13 protein-coding genes are annotated in these 15,472 nt (G+C 73.0%); 7 read left to right on the top strand and 6 right to left on the bottom strand.

Annotated elements, in window-relative coordinates; translation table 11 throughout:
* Positions 1 to 5: 5 nt before the first annotated feature.
* Positions 6 to 1,517, bottom strand: a complete 1,512-nt coding sequence (locus tag ACFY3I_RS31640; protein ID WP_390864501.1) for a CehA/McbA family metallohydrolase — start codon at positions 1,515 to 1,517, stop codon at positions 6 to 8.
* Between the two features lie 154 nt (positions 1,518 to 1,671).
* Between ACFY3I_RS31640 and ACFY3I_RS31635 the strand changes: the two genes are divergently transcribed.
* The 3 genes from ACFY3I_RS31635 to ACFY3I_RS31625 all read left to right on the top strand — a co-directional run bounded on the left by ACFY3I_RS31635 (position 1,672) and on the right by ACFY3I_RS31625 (position 6,060).
* Complete coding sequence (locus tag ACFY3I_RS31635) at positions 1,672 to 2,517, top strand: LLM class F420-dependent oxidoreductase (RefSeq protein ID WP_390864500.1); 846 nt, start codon at positions 1,672 to 1,674, stop codon at positions 2,515 to 2,517.
* 238 nt (positions 2,518 to 2,755) lie between these two features.
* On the top strand, positions 2,756 to 5,341 hold the full coding sequence (locus ACFY3I_RS31630; RefSeq protein ID WP_390864499.1) for a bifunctional FO biosynthesis protein CofGH: 2,586 nt from the start codon (positions 2,756 to 2,758) through the stop codon (positions 5,339 to 5,341).
* Between the two features lie 149 nt (positions 5,342 to 5,490).
* A complete protein-coding gene (locus ACFY3I_RS31625) occupies positions 5,491 to 6,060 on the top strand; it encodes a hypothetical protein (protein WP_390864498.1) in 570 nt (189 codons plus the stop codon).
* Here the strand turns inward: ACFY3I_RS31625 and ACFY3I_RS31620 are convergent.
* Positions 6,053 to 6,553, bottom strand: a complete 501-nt coding sequence (locus ACFY3I_RS31620) for a DUF2165 domain-containing protein (protein ID WP_390864497.1) — start codon at positions 6,551 to 6,553, stop codon at positions 6,053 to 6,055. The two genes, ACFY3I_RS31625 and ACFY3I_RS31620, sit on opposite strands and share 8 nt — an antisense overlap.
* Positions 6,554 to 6,690: 137 nt before the next feature.
* Here ACFY3I_RS31620 and ACFY3I_RS31615 point away from each other — a divergent pair, with 137 nt between their 5' ends.
* On the top strand, positions 6,691 to 8,127 hold the full coding sequence (locus ACFY3I_RS31615) for an aminotransferase class V-fold PLP-dependent enzyme (RefSeq protein WP_390864496.1): 1,437 nt from the start codon (positions 6,691 to 6,693) through the stop codon (positions 8,125 to 8,127).
* Positions 8,128 to 8,179: 52 nt separating this feature from the next.
* On the opposite strand, the gene ACFY3I_RS31610 is transcribed toward ACFY3I_RS31615, so the two are convergent.
* Positions 8,180 to 9,889 (bottom strand): ATP-binding cassette domain-containing protein, encoded by a 1,710-nt coding sequence (locus tag ACFY3I_RS31610; RefSeq protein WP_390864495.1) that lies wholly within the window; start codon positions 9,887 to 9,889, stop codon positions 8,180 to 8,182.
* A 55-nt stretch (positions 9,890 to 9,944) separates the two neighbouring features.
* Here ACFY3I_RS31610 and ACFY3I_RS31605 point away from each other — a divergent pair, with 55 nt between their 5' ends.
* Complete coding sequence (locus tag ACFY3I_RS31605) at positions 9,945 to 12,350, top strand: tetratricopeptide repeat protein (RefSeq protein ID WP_390864494.1); 2,406 nt, start codon at positions 9,945 to 9,947, stop codon at positions 12,348 to 12,350.
* Between the two features lie 3 nt (positions 12,351 to 12,353).
* Here the strand turns inward: ACFY3I_RS31605 and ACFY3I_RS31600 are convergent, their stop codons facing one another.
* From ACFY3I_RS31600 to ACFY3I_RS31590, 3 genes are read right to left on the bottom strand one after another with little or no spacing between them, the layout of a single operon-like run.
* Positions 12,354 to 12,641, bottom strand: a complete 288-nt coding sequence (locus tag ACFY3I_RS31600; protein ID WP_390864493.1) for a hypothetical protein — start codon at positions 12,639 to 12,641, stop codon at positions 12,354 to 12,356.
* Complete coding sequence (locus ACFY3I_RS31595; RefSeq protein ID WP_390864492.1) at positions 12,638 to 12,823, bottom strand: DUF397 domain-containing protein; 186 nt, start codon at positions 12,821 to 12,823, stop codon at positions 12,638 to 12,640. Before ACFY3I_RS31595 ends, ACFY3I_RS31600 begins: the two co-directional genes overlap by 4 nt.
* Positions 12,820 to 13,632: a Scr1 family TA system antitoxin-like transcriptional regulator gene (locus ACFY3I_RS31590; protein WP_390864491.1), complete on the bottom strand. Its 813-nt coding sequence runs from the start codon at positions 13,630 to 13,632 to the stop codon at positions 12,820 to 12,822. Before ACFY3I_RS31590 ends, ACFY3I_RS31595 begins: the two co-directional genes overlap by 4 nt.
* A 113-nt stretch (positions 13,633 to 13,745) precedes the next feature.
* On the opposite strand from ACFY3I_RS31590, the gene ACFY3I_RS31585 reads away from it, so the two are divergent.
* Both ACFY3I_RS31585 and ACFY3I_RS31580 read left to right on the top strand, forming a co-directional pair.
* Entirely contained in the window at positions 13,746 to 14,213 is a 468-nt protein-coding gene (locus ACFY3I_RS31585) for an ATP-binding protein (RefSeq protein ID WP_390864490.1), read from the top strand.
* A 135-nt stretch (positions 14,214 to 14,348) separates the two neighbouring features.
* A complete protein-coding gene (locus tag ACFY3I_RS31580) occupies positions 14,349 to 15,467 on the top strand; it encodes an ADP-ribosylglycohydrolase family protein (protein WP_390864672.1) in 1,119 nt (372 codons plus the stop codon).
* The last annotated feature ends 5 nt before the right edge of the window (positions 15,468 to 15,472 follow it).

Below are 15,472 nucleotides of genomic sequence, written 5' to 3'. Positions count from 1 at the left end.
GGGGTCTACCGCCCCAGGAAGATCGGGTTCGTCAGTGCAGCCAGGGCGCCGGGGAGCGGGCCCGCCGCCGTCTCGTGGCGCAGTTCCGCCCGCACGTACGCCGCGTACTGCGGGGTGGTCCGCCACTCGACCACGCCCGAGCCGGTCACCGGGAGCGGGTCGCTGGTCAGCAGGACGCCCTCGTCGGTGACGAGGCGGACCGTGCAGCGGGGTACTCCGGAGGCCTCCAGGCGGACGGTCACCGGGGTGTCGGCGGCCACCGCGAGCCGTTCGCCGATGCCGGCCCGCTCGCCCCGGCCGCCCGTCGCCGTGAAGCTCAGGGTCACGTTCTTCGACTCGGCGACGTAGGAACGGCCCGCGCGCAGGCCCTCCTGGATCGCCTCGCGGCTCAGGTCGTCGGCGAGCACCACCGTCTGGGGCGAGCCGACGGCGTCCGGGTCGCGGTGCGCGTCGCTGTTGCCCATGCCGGGCAGCCACTGCTTGTTCTCGCGGACCGAGGCGACCAGCGTGGCGTCCCAGGCGGCGAGGGCCACCTCGTCGTCGGGGGTGTAGGGGCCGTTCCACACCTCGACCGCGTCGGCCTCCCCGAACCCGAACTTCCAGGCGCAGCCCACGCAGGTGGCGTGCGGGTGGGCCGGGACGACCAGGCCGCCGGCCTTGTGGATCTGGTGGGCGAAGCGGCCGAACCGGTTGTCGCGGGCCCGGTAGCGCCAGTCGACGAAGGTCCCGGGGTCGGTGCCGAGGGCGACCACGTGGCCGTTGCGGGTGGTGATCTCCTCGCCGAGCATGATCAGCAGGTCGTCGCCGGCCTGGTCCGCCCAGTGCGCGTGCGAGGAGTGCGTGTTGTGGTCGGAGGAGTTGATGAAGTCGAGGCCGGCGGCGCGGGCGAGGGCCGCGATCTCGGCGGGGGTGCGGCGGCCGTCCGAGTACCAGGAGTGCAGGTGGCAGTCGCCCCGGTACCAGTCCCGGCCCCGGCCCTTGGCGCGTGACGGCGGGTACACCGGGCGGACGGGGGTGCCGGGCTCGCCGTAGGTCAGGGTGACCGTCAGCTCGTAGGCCAGGCCCTGCGGGGCGACCGTGTAGGGGCCGAGGGCGACGTGCCAGGTGCCGGCGTGCACCGGGCCGGGGAGGTATCCCGGGGTCGCGTCGTCGGCGCGGATGAAGAACTCGGTGCGGGCGCCGCCCGACCAGCCCCGGAATCCCTTGCCGCCGAGCGCGGTGCCGTGCTGGTCGAAGACGCCGATGTCGAGCGCGTTGCCCGTGACGCCGGCCGGCACGCTCGGCCGGTCGTAGGTGTAGGAGACCTTGATCTCCCGTACGCCGGCGGGGACCTCGACCGGTACGTACACGAAGTCGGGGCAGCCGGGCGGCAGCGTGCCCCGGACCGTCCTCGTCTCCTGGGACCCCGGGTCCTGGCCGTCCGCCGCCGCGAAGCTCACGGTTCCCAACGTAAGGGCTGCCGCGGCGCCCGTCACGATCAGTGCGCGTCTGCCGATGCCGTGCGTGTCCTCACACATGCCGGTGACTCTCCCCTTCCGACGTGAACTCCCGCGGAAGCACGGGGGATCCACAGACGTCCGTATGTCATGTGCATAGCAGTGTGAAAGCTGGGGCGGGTGATGCCGACCAGTCGGTATGGACATATCCCGCCGCCCCCGGTACAGATGGCCCATGCGTATAGCCGTCACGATCTTCCTCACCGACGAGACCATCGCCCCCGTCCGGCTCGCCCGTGAACTGGAGGCGCGCGGATTCGCCGGGCTGTACCTGCCCGAGCACACGCACATCCCGGTCGAGCGGACCACCCCCTACCCGGCCGGCGGTGACCTGCCCCGCGAGTACGGCCGTACCCTCGACCCCTTCGTCGGCCTCGGCCAGGCCGCCGCCGTCACCGAGCGCCTCGGCCTCGGCACCGGCATCACGCTGGTCGCCCAGCACGACCCGATCGACCTCGCCAAGCAGATCGCCACCCTCGACCACCTGTCCGGCGGCCGGTTCACGCTCGGTGTCGGATTCGGCTGGAACGTGGAGGAGGCGGCGGACCACGGCGTCGCCTGGCGGACCCGGCGGGAGCTGACCCGGGACCGGATGGGCCTCATGCGGGCCCTGTGGACGGAGGAACCGACCGCCTACGAAGGGGAGTTCGGGAGCGTCCGGGCCTCCTCCGCGTTCCCCAAGCCGGTGCAGAAGGCGCGCGGGCCGGTCGTCGGTCCGCGCACGCTGGTCGGCGGGGCCGCCGGGCCGAAACTGTTCGCGCACATCGCCGAGTACGCGGACGGATGGATGCCGATCGGAGGACGCGGGCTGACCGAGTCGCTGCCGGTGCTGCGGGGCGTGTGGACCGACGCGGGACGGGATCCGGCCGCGCTCCAGGTGGTGCCGTACGCGGTGCTGCCGGAGGCGGGGAAGCTCGCGCACTACGCCGAGTTGGGCGTCGAGGAGATCGTGCTCCAACTGCCGCCGGCGGGGGAGGCGGAAGTACTGGGGGTGCTGGACGGATACGCGCGGTACCTGTGAACGGGGCTGCGCCGACTCGTCTGCGGGGCTGAGGCGGCGGGCGGCTGCGGGTGCGCCGTGGTCGCTCGCGCGGTTCCCCGCGCCCCCAAAGGGGCGCACACCGCAGCGCCCCTTCTTTCAGGGGCGCGGGGAACTGCGCGAACAGCCACGATGCACCCGCACCAGGCAACGCACCGCAGCCCACACCCCGTAACCCCCGTCCCGGCTGAACCGGCGGAGCCCTCCGTATGCTCGAAGAATGACGACTTCCGCGACCCCCGGAACCGGCCCCACCGAGAACTCCATGCGTCGCGCCCTCAAACGCGCCCGGGACGGCGTCGCCCTCGACGTCTCCGAGGCCGCCGTGCTCCTCCAGGCGCGCGGCGAGGCACTCGACGACCTCGCCGCCTCCGCCGCCCGGGTGCGGGACGCCGGTCTGGAACAGGCGGGCCGCCCGGGTGTCATCACGTACTCGAAGAGCGTCTTCATCCCCCTCACCCGACTGTGCCGCGACAAGTGCCACTACTGCACGTTCGTCACCGTCCCCGGCAAGCTCCGCCGGGCCGGGCACGGGATGTTCATGTCCCCGGACGAGGTCCTCGACGTCGCCCGCAAGGGCGCCGCCCTCGGCTGCAAGGAAGCCCTCATCACCCTCGGCGACAAGCCGGAGGACCGCTGGCCGGAGGCGCGCGAGTGGCTCGACGCGCACGGCTACGACGACACGATCGCCTACGTCCGGGCGGTCTCCATCCGCATCCTGGAGGAGACCGGCCTGCTGCCGCACCTCAACCCCGGGGTGATGTCCTGGACCGACTTCCAGCGGCTGAAGCCCGTCGCGCCGAGCATGGGCATGATGCTGGAGACGACCGCGACCCGACTGTGGTCCGAGCCCGGCGGCCCGCACCACGGCTCTCCCGACAAGGAACCCGCCGTACGGCTGCGGGTCCTGGAGGACGCGGGCCGGTCCTCCGTCCCGTTCACCTCGGGCATCCTGATCGGCATCGGCGAGACCTACGAGGAGCGCGCCGAGTCCCTCTTCGCGCTGCGCCGCGTCGCCCGCTCGTACCACGGTGTCCAGGAACTGATCATCCAGAACTTCCGTGCCAAGCCGGACACCGCGATGCGTGGCATGCCGGACGCCGAACTGGACGAGCTGGTCGCGGCCGTGGCGGTGGCCCGGCTGGTCATGGGCCCGGCCGGCAACATCCAGGCGCCGCCCAACCTGGTGGACAGCGAGTACGGGCGCCTGATCGCGGCCGGCATCGACGACTGGGGCGGGGTCTCCCCGCTCACCATCGACCACGTCAACCCCGAACGCCCCTGGCCGCAGATCGAGGAACTGGCGGCGCAGTCCGCGGCCGCCGGTTTCGAGCTGCGTGAACGGCTGTGCGTGTACCCGGAGTTCGTGCGCCGCGGTGAGCCCTGGCTGGACCCGCGGCTGCGCCCGCACGTGGCCGCGCTGGCCGACCCGGAGACGGGCCTCGCCCGCCCGGACGCGGTGGTCGAGGGGCATCCCTGGCAGGAGCCCGAGGAGGTCTTCGTCGCGACCGGCCGCACCGACCTGCACACCGCCGTCGACACCGAGGGCCGTACCGGCGACCGCCGCGAGGACTTCGACGAGGTGTACGGCGACTGGGGGGCCCTGCGGGAGGCGGCCGCGCCCGGCATGGCGCCCGAGCGCATCGACACGGACGTCCGCCAGGCCCTGGCGACCGCGGCCGACGACCCGACGAAGCTGACCGACGCCGAGGCGCTCGCCCTCCTGCACGCGGACGGCCCGGCGCTCGACGCGCTGACCGGGATCGCCGACGACGTCCGCAGGGCGGCGGTCGGCGACGACGTCACCTACATCGTCACCCGTAACATCAACTTCACCAACGTCTGCTACACCGGCTGCCGGTTCTGCGCCTTCGCCCAGCGCCGCACCGACGCCGACGCCTACACCCTCTCCCTGGACCAGGTCGCAGACCGGGCCCGGCAGGCGTGGGACGTCGGCGCGGTCGAGGTCTGCATGCAGGGCGGCATCCACCCCGACCTGCCCGGCACGGCGTACTTCGACATCGCGAGGGCGGTCAAGGAGCGGGTCCCCGGCATGCACGTGCACGCCTTCTCGCCGATGGAGGTGGTGAACGGCGCCACCCGCACCGGCCTGTCGATCCGCGAGTGGCTGACCGCGGCGAAGGAGGCCGGGCTCGACACCATCCCCGGCACGGCCGCCGAGATCCTGGACGACGAGGTCCGCTGGGTCCTCACCAAGGGCAAGCTGCCCGCCGCCACCTGGATCGAGGTGGTCACGACCGCCCACGAGCTCGGCATCCGCTCCTCGTCCACGATGATGTACGGCCATGTCGACCAGCCCCGGCACTGGCTCGGCCACCTGCGCACGCTGGCCGGCATCCAGCAGCGGACAGGCGGGTTCACGGAGTTCGTGACGCTCCCCTTCATCCACACCAACGCCCCCGTCTACCTGGCGGGCATCTCGCGGCCCGGCCCGACCATGCGCGACAACCGCGCGGTGACGGCGATGGCCCGCCTGCTGCTGCACCCCTACATCCCGAACATCCAGACAAGCTGGGTGAAACTGGGCGCGGAGGGTGCGGCGGAGATGCTCCGCTCGGGCGCGAACGACCTGGGCGGCACGCTCATGGAGGAGACGATCTCGCGGATGGCGGGCTCGTCGTACGGCTCGTACAAGTCGGTGCGGGACCTGATCGCGGTGGCCCGGGCGGCGGGCCGCCCGGCGAGGCCGCGCACCACGCTGTACGGCGAGGTGTCCGAGGAGCGCCGCCGGGCGGCGGAGGCGTCCGACGGGCACCTGCCGGAGCTGCTCCCGGTGCTGGACTGACCGGACCGGGCGGACGGATCCCCGGGGCCGTCCGCCGGGGCCGTCCGCCCGGCCCGGTACCGGAGCGAGCGGGCGGGCAGCGCGCAGTACGATGATCCGACTCCTGTGCGAAGACGTAGGGGCCCTCATAACGGAGGAGATGCGTACCCGTGGCTGCCCGACTGCTGCCCTCCTGGATCTGGGTCACCGGTCTGACGGCCGGGGCGACGGTGGCCGTCGTCTTCCTCGCCCTCCAGGCCGACAAGGGGCCGCACCCCACGGCCGCGGCGGTCCGCCCGTCGCCGAGCGCGTCGGCGGGCGCCCACCCCTCGCCGTCTCCCAAGCCCACCAAGGCCCCCGAGGCCCCGGCGGCCTCCGGCACCGGACGCCGAATCGTCTACTCGCTCGGCCAGAAGCGGGTCTGGACGGTCGACGCGCACGACAAGGCCACCCGCACGTTCACGGTGTGGCCGGGGACGGTGAGCCCCGACCCCGGCACCTACACGATCTCCAGGACGCGGTCCGCCACCACCGGCTCGGACGGCGTCCAGATCGAGCACGTCCTCTACTTCGCCGCGAAGTCCGGGCTGTCGATCGCCTTCTCCAACGCGGCCGACGGCTCCTCCCCGGCCCCCGCCGCCGGCAAGCAGACCAGCGGCATCCGCATGCACAAGGCGGACGGGGCGGCCCTGTGGACGTTCGGCACCGAACCGAACACCAAGGTGACGGTGGTCAAGTAGCCGGCGACCGCTCCGGCAGCCGTACGACGACGAGCGCGATCCCGGTGAGCACCAGCACCCGGGTCGCCGCGTCCAGCCCGTTCCAGGTCTTGGACTGCCACATCGAGAACCACTCCCCGCCGATCCCGACGAACCCGGCGCCGAAGAGCAGGACGAGCATCAGCAGGCCGTAGGTGGACACCCGGCGCGCGAGGTCGTCGTCGCGCCGGAACCACAGCGCGGTCCCGGCGACCAGCACCAGCGCGGCGGCGGTCTCCCACACGATGATGGCGACGTAGGCGGTGTTCTGCAGCCCGGTGCTGGTGACGGCCCGCCACATCAGGTCGTCGTCCTTGAACGTGGTGTCCATGGCCAGCACGTGCTGGACGAAGGCCTGGTTGGTACCGAAGTCGGTGATGTTCCCGAAGGCGACCAGGGCGATGTAGAGCGCGACCGTGCCGGTGAGCAGGGCCGCGGTGAGGGAGAGCGCACGAGGCGCGTGGGGGGTGGACATGTCACCGTCCTTCCCCGGCCCGGCCGTCAGCACCCCCGGAACGCCCCAGGAACGCCGCCGGCCGCCCGCGTCGCGCCGCCGCTGCCCGCCGTTCGCACGCGGGTACCTTGGGGGCAGGTTCATGCGAAGGGGGTCTCGTGGACACGGCGGACGCCACCGGGGGCATACGCGGCACGGCGACGGAAGAGGATCCCGACGGCCTGGCGGAGCTGCGGACCCGCGAGTTCGGCTACCTCGACGAGGGCGGACACACCTACCTCGACCACACCGGCGCCGGACTTCCCCCGCGCTCCCTCGTCCTGGGCAGCGCCCGGCGGATCACCGGCGGGCTGTTCGGCAACCCGCACTCCGAGAACCCGGCCTCCCGCGCCTCCGGGCTGCTGCTCTCCGAGGCCCGGCGGGCGGTGCTCCGGTACTTCAACGCCGACCCCGACGAGTACGCCGTGATCTTCACCCCGAACACGACCGGTGCCCTGCGGCTGGTCGGCGAGGCGTACCCCTTCTCCCGCGACAGCGGGCTCGTGATGTCGCTCGACAACCACAACTCGGTCAACGGCCTGCGGGAGTACGCGCGGGCGCGGGGCGCCGCGACCGAGTACGTACCGGGCCTGCACATCGACGAGGGGCGCCTGCTCGCCGCGCTGTCCGCGCCCGGCCCACGCCGGGGCGCCGGCTCGGGCGGCCTGTTCGCCTACCCGGCGCAGAGCAACTTCACCGGCGTCCGGCACTCGCTGGACTGGATCGGCACCGCCCAGGCGCACGGCTACGACGTACTGCTCGACGCGGCGGCCTTCGTACCGGCCAACGTCCTGGACCTGAGCCGCCACCACCCGGACTTCACCGCCGTCAGCTGGTACAAGGTCTTCGGGCACCCCACCGGCATCGGCAGTCTCATCGCCCGCCGTGCCGCCCTCGCCAGGCTGCGCCGCCCCTGGTTCTCGGGCGGCACCATCTACGCGGTCAGCGCCCGGGCCCAGTGGCACGTCCTCGCCGCCGACGAGGCCGCGTTCGAGGACGGCACGGTCAACTTCCTGTCCGTACCGGACGTGACCGCGGGCCTCGCCTGGATCGAGGACATCGGCATGCACCGGATACACGCCCACGTGACGGGCCTCGCCCGCCGACTGCGCACCGGACTGGCGGCGTTGCGGCACAGTGACGGCTCCCCCCTGGTCCAGGTGTACGGCGCCGATCGCGCCGACGCGGACCTCGGCGGCACGGTCGCGCTGAACCTGCTGGGCGCGGACGGCCGGGTCATCGACGAGCGCGTCGTCACCCGTGACAGTGCCGCCCGCGGCATATCCCTGCGCACCGGCTGCTTCTGCAACCCGGGCGCCGGGGAGGAGGCGTTCGCCCTGCCGCTGACCCGGCTGCGCACGGCCGCGCGGAGCCGACTCGGCTCCCTGGAGGAGTACCTGGACCTCCTGGGGCTGCCGTCGGCGGGCGCCGTCCGGGTCTCCCTGGGCGTGTCGTCCCAGCCCAGGGACATCGAGACGTTCCTGACGTTCGTGGCGGAGACCTACCGGGACCGGACGCCGGGCGCGACCGGGCTTGCCGCGCGGGAGGGATGCTGACCCGGCCCGTGCGATGGCCCGGCGATCACCGGGCCGTGCGGTCGCCCGGCGATCACCGGCCCGACCGGCTCCTGGCCGCCCCGTCCCGGCACTTGCGCGCCAGGATCACCCACGTCCAGGCCAGGAAGACGAGCGCGAAGCCCGCCAGGATCACCCACCCGCGGCTCGCCGGATGCCCGAACGAGTCCCCGTAGGACGCCAGCAGCGGTCGGCCGAGCGGCGAACCGCCCCTCCGCCACAACGACTCCAGCCCCACCCCGCTGCCCAGCGCCTCGAACGCCCAGCGATTGGTCATCGCCCAGCTGATCGCCCTCCCGGCCACCGTCATCCGCGGCACCGGTACGAAGGCACCCGAGAACAGCACCTGCGGGAAGCAGAGCAACGGCAGCATCAGCGTCGCCTGGCCCGGTTCCGACACCGCCGCCGACGCGAGCAGCCCGAGCGCGAGGGCGGCGGCCGAGGCCAGCACACTCGACGCGAACAGCGACCCGTACGTGTCCAGGCCGGCCGCGGGCAGCCGGTCCAGCGCCCGCAGCACGGCCAGCAGCAGCGCGTCCGCGACCGCGAGCACCGGCAGCATGGTCGTCAGCTTCGAGGCGACGTACGGGCCGATCCGCAGTCCCGCGAGCCACTCCCGGCGCAGCACGGGCAACTCGGTGCAGATCTGGAGCAGGCCGTACGTCAGCCCGAAGAAGAACGCCCCGAACGCGATCCAGAACATGATCATCGCCGTGGAGCCCGGATCGGGTGCCGCCGGATCGAACGCGCCGGCCCGGAACAGCACCGCGAACATCGCCACGATCATCACCGGCGAGCCCGCGAGGACGGCGACCGAGAGACGGTCGTGCAGCAGCAGCGCGGTACCGCGGCGCGTCAGCAACGCCCACTGGCGCAGGGCGCCGACCCGCGCCGGCCGTACCGTCGACGGCGCGGTGGAGGCGGACTCCGCGATCTCCTCGGGCCCGGCCCGTTCCGCGCGCGCCCCGCCCGCCACCGCCTCGTACACCTCCTCCACCGTGTCGACCCCGAAGGCCGCGCACAGGCCGCCGGGCGCACCCGCGTACGCGACCTCGCCGGCGGCGGACAGAAAGACGGCCTGGTCGGTGCGGAGCAGGTCGGCGAGGACGTGCGTGGTCAGCACGACGGTGGTGCCGTCCTCGGCCAGCGTCCGCAGCGTGCGCAACAGAGCCGCGCCCGTGACCGGGTCCAGTCCCGACGTCGGTTCGTCCAGGAAGAGCACCCTGGGCCGGGTCAGCAACTCGACCGCGATACTGGCCCGTTTGCGCTCACCGCCGCTCAGCGCGCGTACCGGCGTCCGCGCCCGCTCCGCCAGGCCGAGTGTCTCCAGTACCCCGTCGACGGTCTCGAGCACGGTCGCCGCGGACGTCCCCGGCGGCATCCGCAGTCCCGCCGCGTACACCAGGGTGCGGCGCAGCGGGAGTTCGCGGTGGATGATGTCCTCCTGCGGAACGAACCCGAAGTCCGGTCCGGGCGGTCCGGGCCGCGACCCGTCGTGCAGCACCTCGCCCTCGGTCGGTGCGCTCAGCCCCGCCAGCGTCTGCAACAGCACGGTCTTGCCCGCACCGCTGCTCCCGGCGATCGCCGTGAGCCGGCCGGGAACGATGTCGACGGATACGCCGTTCAGTACCCGTCCGGCGCCGCGCACCTCCCGGCTCACCGAACGCGCCTGTACACGAAGCCCGGTGACGGTGCGACGGGGACCCTCGACGGATGCGCGGGGGAGCGGGGGCGGTGTCGGCATGGGTGCAGCATGTCAGGTGAGGACTGCGGGCGGAGCGGTTACGGAGGTGCGCGGAATGGGGTCGACGAGGCCGTCGATGCAGGAGCTGATCGGGCGTCGCCGCAGGGCCGGGTTCGTCGGGCGCATCGACGAGCGGGCCGCGTTCCGGCGCAACCTCGACCTGCCCCCGGAGGACGAACGGCACCGGTTCCTGTTCCACGTGCACGGCGACGCGGGCGTCGGCAAGACCTTCCTGGTGAGGGAGTTGGAGCAGATCGCCCGGGAGGCCGGGGCGCTGACCGCGTACGTCGACGAGGGCGCGGGCAGCGTGCCCGGGGCGATGACCGTGCTCGCACGCCGTTTCGCCTCCCAGGGACGGCGGTTCAAGGAACTGGAGCGGTTGCTGACCGCGCACCGGGAGCGGCGCCACGAGGCGGAGGCCGCTCTCGCGACGGGCGGACCGGAGGACCCGGAGGAACCGTCGGCGGGGAGCCTGGCCGTGGCACGGGCGGCCCAGGTGGGACTCGGCATGGTCCCGGTGGCCGGCGCCTTCGCCGCCGCCCTGGACACGGACCGCATCGCCCAGGGCGCCGACCGACTCCGGGCCCGCTTCCGCAGCCAGGAGGACGCCCAGCTCGTGCTCTCCCCCGAGCGGGTGCTGACCCCGGTGCTGCTGTCGGAACTGGCCGGCGCGGCCGGCACCGCTCCCTGGGTGGTCCTCTTCCTCGACACCTACGAACGCACCGGCCCGTTCCTGGGCCCCTGGTTGCACGACATCATGACCACCGACCGGCACGGCACCCTCCCCGCCAACGTCGTCGTGGTCACCTCCGGCCAGCATCCCTTCGACATCGCCCGCTGGGGCGGCTTCGCCGACTTCATGGCCGACCTCCCCCTCGGCCCTTTCACGGAGGCGGAGACGCGCGGACTGCTCGCCGACAAGGGAGTACGGGACGAACCGGTGGTCGCCGAGGTGCTCCGCCTCACCGGCGGGCTCCCGGTGCTGGTCTCCACCCTCGCCGAGACCAGGCCCGACGATCTGGACAAGGTCGGGGACCCCACGGCCACCGCCGTCGACCGCTTCCTGAAGTGGGAGCGTGATCCGGTCCGGCGGGCGGCCGCGCTGGCGGGCGCGCTGCCCAGGCGACTGGACGAGGACCTGTTCCGGTCCGTCGTGGACGGCCCCGCGGACCAGGTGGGCGCGCTCCTCGCATGGCTGAGGGGCATGCCGTTCGTCAGCGAGCGCGGGGGGCGGTTGCAGTACCACGACGTCGTACGGGCGCCGATGCTCCGGCTCCAGCGGCTCCGCTCACCGCAGGGCTGGGCGGAGCGGCACACCCGGTTGGCCGAGGCGTACGGAAGGCGACGCACGGAGGCCGAAGCCGACCTGCGGACCGACGGGTCGTGGGCGGACGGGTCGTGGGCGGACGAGGGATGGCGCGAGCTGCGGCTCGGCGAGTCCTACCACCTGCTCTGCGCGAGACCACGCGCCGCGTTTCCCGAGGCCCTGGCCGACGTCGTCGCCGCCTGCGCCCACGGCGACGACGCCGTACGGCCCTGGGTGCGGCTCCTGGTCGAGGCGGGCGAGGACGCGGACGCGGAGGCCGTACGGAACTGGGGCGCCGACCTCTCCGGGGCCCTCACCGGGGACGGGCTCGCCGGTCTGCTCCGGCTGCTGCTCGGCCGCGCCCGGGGCGACGAGCCGTGGCGGGCGACGGCCTGGGCACTGCTGGCCGACGCGCTCGCCCGGGACGGCGCGCCCGAGCGGGCCCTGGAGGAGTACGACCACGCCCTCGCCCTGGACCCGGCCCTGGTGCGGGCCTACCGCGGCCGGGCCGTGACCCGCGGCGGGACGGGCGACCACGAGGGCGCGCTCGCCGACCTCGACCGGGTGCTCGAACTGGAACCGGACAACCCGTGGAACGTCATCCTGCGCGGCGAGCACCACCGGCTGGCCCGCCACCACGACGCGGCGGTCGCCGACCTGAGCGAGGGGATCCGGCGCGCCCCCACCAGTGAGTTCGCCTGGGCCTCGCGCGGTGCCGCCCACGAGCGCCACGGCGACCTCGACACGGCCCTCGCGGACTTCGACCGCGCGCTGGGACTCAAGCCGGACTACGCCTGGGCCCTCGCACGCCGGGCCCGCGTCTGGCGCGGCCTCGGCGACCAGACCCGGCGCCTCGCCGACCTCGACCGTGCCCTCGCCCTGCAACCGGACTGGGCCTGGATCCGCTGCGAGCGCGGCGACGCGCTACGGGTCAACGGCCGCGACGCGGAGGCCCTGGCCGACTACGACCGCGCCCTCGAACTCGACCCCGGCTACGCGTCGGCGTACGCGAGCCGGGGCGTGTCCCGGTCCAACCTGGGCCGACACGAGGAGGCCCTCACCGACCTGGACCGCGCCCTCGCGCTCCACGCCGACTACCCCTGGGCCCTGGAGATGCGGGCGCTGGTACGGCAGCGGTCGGCCGAACGGACCTGAGTCTCAGCCGAGACCGCGGTGGGCGGCCCACAGCGTCCCGGCCCGGTCGGCGGCCTCGGCGACCAGGGCCGCCAGCTCGGGCCGGTCGGGGACCGGGAACGACACGTAGGCGCCCCGGCCGCCGGCCACCGGCCGTCCGTAGGCCTTCACGGCGAGGCGGCCGTCCGGGAGGAGCCGGATGTTGAGCGTGCTCAGCGAGAACTCCTCGCCGCGCCGGGTGTCCGTCCAGCGGAGTTCCTCCGGGACCGTGACGTTGATCGCCAGAGCGCTCACGTCGGGACCGCCGGTCATGAACGGCCGATCCCGCGCACGAAGTCCGCCCACGAGGCGTCGGCGAAGGTGAGCGGTGCCCTCTTTTCGTCCTTGGAGTCACGGACGTGGACGGTGGGGGTGAGGGGGGATGTGGCGACCTCGACGCACTCGGGGCCGTCGTTGCTGCTGTAGCTGCTCTTGAACCACTCAAGCGTGGTCATGCCGTTTCTCCCAGAACTTTGTCGATGAAGGTCAGCGACTCCCGAGGCGTAAGAGCCTGGGCCCGGATCATTCCATAGCGCATTTCCAGGATCTGTACTTCGCGGGGATCACTGATGATGCGGCTGTGCAGCTGAGCCTCCGAGTGTCCGAGCGTCTTGCCGTCCCGGAGTTTCAGCAGCTGGAGCGAGCCGCCCATTCCGGCGTGGTCCTCACGGTCCGTGGGCATCACCTGAATCGCGACGTGCCTCAACGTGCCGATGTGCAGGAGGCGTTCCAACTGCTGCCGCAGCACCATTCTGCCTCCGATGGGCCGTCGTAGCGTGACCTCTTCCAGGACGAAGGTGATCTCCGGCAGGGGTACCCGCTCGAAGACGCTCTGTCGCGCCACGCGTGCGGCGACCTGGCGATCGATCTCGTCCTCCGGATAGGCGGGCCGTCGCATGGCGAACAACGCCCTCGCGTACTCCGGCGTCTGGAGCAGGCCGTGCATGTTGTGGTTGGCGTAGGCACCGAGTTCGACCGCCTCGCCCTCCAACTTGGCAAGATCCCTCACCTTCTTCGGATACCGCGCCCGCTCCACGTCCTCCTTCATGAACGCGAGCTTGCCGCCCGCGCCCAGCACCTCGTCGGCCCTCTCCAGGAAGTCGGGCTTGGGGATGCGGCGCCCCCGCTCCACCGCCGAGACCATCTCCTCGCTGTACCCGAGGGCGGTCCCGAGCTCGCCCTGCCGCATCCCCGCGGCCTCCCGCCACGCCTTGATCTGCCGCCCGACCGCCCTGAGTACGGCCTCGGCCTCCTCGTCCTCCACACCGGCCCCTTCTGGTGTACGACCCGTACAGCACCGCCCGGCACCCGGACAGTGACGCTCTGTGCCGGGGTCGTTGCTGTTCAGAGTAGGAACGGACGGCCACGCTGGGTGACATGACCCAGAAATCCGTCCGGCAGGTCACCGTCCCGACGCACCACTTCACGGTTCAGCTGTCCGCCACTCGAAGAGGTGCGCGACTCGCGAGGCTGCTCACGGAACGCCAACTCGACGACTGGGGAGTGCCGTTCGCGGAGGCCACGCAGATCGTGGCCGAGCTGGCGTCCAACGCGGTGCTGCACGGACGCGTGGCGGGGCGGGACTTCCGGCTGGCGCTACGGCTGTTCGCCGACCGCACGCTCCGTGTCGAGGTGACCGACGCCCGGGGCGACCGGGTACCGCGCCTCCACGATCCGGCGTCCGGCGACGCGGAATCGGGGCGGGGTCTGTTGATCGTCGCGGCATGTGCGGACCGGTGGGGTGTGGCGGAGGCGCCGGCGGGCTGCAAGGTCGTCTGGGTGGAGCTGGGGGCAGCCCAGGAGAACGGGTTGCGACAACCGTGCTCCATGACAGCCTTGGAGTAGGACCGAAATCCGATCAGTCGGGACCACACAACCCACACTTCGCATACTTATCTGCACCCTGAACTGACCGTTCCCGGTCGATTACAGTGCTGTGCGCCTGTGTGTACGGACGGTGCCCGTGTGGAGGTCATGGTGGTGGGTGCGACGCTGGGTGCCGTCTGGGGCCGTGCCGAGCAACAGGACTTCCGGAGCCGGGTGCGGGGCACCCTGCTCGGCTCCGCGGTGGGGGACGCGCTCGGCGGGGCCGTCGACGGGCTGACGCTGGAGGAGATACGGGCGGCCTACGGGCCCGAGGGGCTGGTCGACCTCGGGTTCGGGCACGGGGGGCGCGGGATCGTCACGCATCACACCCAGCTCACCCTGTTCACCGTGGACGGGCTGATAAGAGCCCAGGTCAGAAGAGACACCGGGGCCTGGCATCCGCCCACCGACCTGCATCGGGCCTATCTGCGGTGGGCGGCCACCCAGCGGGACTGGGGGCCGGACGAGCGCCGCAAGGAGGACGGGTGGCTCGCCCGCGAGGAGTGGCTGTACGCCCGCCGGGACCCGACGAGGTCGCTGCTGATCGGGCTCGGGGACGAGAACATGGGGACCCTGGAGTCACCGAAGAACCCCGACGACATGGGTCCCGAGGCCGTCGCCCGGTCCGCGCCGTTCGGGCTGCTGGTGGGCTGGGAGCCGCAGCTGGTCGTCCAGCTCGCCGTGGAGTGCGCGGCGCAGACCCACGGCCATCCGACCGCCTGCCTGTCCGCGGGCGCCTACGCCGTGATCGTGCACGCGCTGGCCCGGGGGGACTCGCTGGACGGGGCCGTCCAGCGGGCGCTGGCCCTGCTCTCCGGCCGGCCGGGGCACCAGCCCGTCTCGGACGCGCTGCAGCACGCGCTGGGCGCCGTACGCCAGGGGATGCCCTCCCCGGCGCGGGTCGAGGAGCTGGCCGGCGACGGGGCGGCGGACGGTTCGCTCGCCGCCGCCGTGTACTGCGCGCTGGTCGGTGAGGACGTGCGGCACGGGCTGTGTCTCGCCGTCAACCAGGCCGGGCCCTCCGCCGTGGCGGGCGCCCTCACCGGCGGCCTGCTCGGCGCCCTGCACGGCGAGACGGCCCTCCCGCCGGCCTGGCTGGCCGAGTTGGAGGGCCGTCCCACGATCCTGGAACTCGCCGACGACTTCGCGATGGAGATGACCCAGGGCCCGGCCCTGCACAGCCCGGCGGGCGCTGCCCCCGGCTGGCTGGCCCGCTATCCGCGGGGCGCCTAGGGTCC

It is taken from the genome of Streptomyces sp. NPDC001068 (assembly GCF_042897315.1).
Lineage (GTDB): Bacteria > Actinomycetota > Actinomycetes > Streptomycetales > Streptomycetaceae > Streptomyces.
The sequence above is the reverse complement of the archived record's forward strand: the minus strand, read 5'-3'. Positions and strand labels throughout refer to the sequence as shown.

Excerpts from the sequence above, each read along its gene's own strand:
- ACFY3I_RS31640 (WP_390864501.1), bottom strand. The coding sequence starts at position 1,517 with ATGTGTGAGGACACGCACGGCATCGGCAGACGCGCACTGATCGTGACG.
- ACFY3I_RS31635 (WP_390864500.1), top strand. The coding sequence starts at position 1,672 with ATGCGTATAGCCGTCACGATCTTCCTCACCGACGAGACCATCGCCCCC.
- ACFY3I_RS31630 (WP_390864499.1), top strand. The coding sequence starts at position 2,756 with ATGACGACTTCCGCGACCCCCGGAACCGGCCCCACCGAGAACTCCATG.
- ACFY3I_RS31620 (WP_390864497.1), bottom strand. The coding sequence starts at position 6,553 with ATGTCCACCCCCCACGCGCCTCGTGCGCTCTCCCTCACCGCGGCCCTG.
- ACFY3I_RS31610 (WP_390864495.1), bottom strand. The coding sequence starts at position 9,889 with ATGCCGACACCGCCCCCGCTCCCCCGCGCATCCGTCGAGGGTCCCCGT.
- ACFY3I_RS31605 (WP_390864494.1), top strand. The coding sequence starts at position 9,945 with ATGGGGTCGACGAGGCCGTCGATGCAGGAGCTGATCGGGCGTCGCCGC.
- ACFY3I_RS31600 (WP_390864493.1), bottom strand. The coding sequence starts at position 12,641 with ATGACCGGCGGTCCCGACGTGAGCGCTCTGGCGATCAACGTCACGGTC.
- ACFY3I_RS31595 (WP_390864492.1), bottom strand. The coding sequence starts at position 12,823 with ATGACCACGCTTGAGTGGTTCAAGAGCAGCTACAGCAGCAACGACGGC.
- ACFY3I_RS31585 (WP_390864490.1), top strand. The coding sequence starts at position 13,746 with ATGACCCAGAAATCCGTCCGGCAGGTCACCGTCCCGACGCACCACTTC.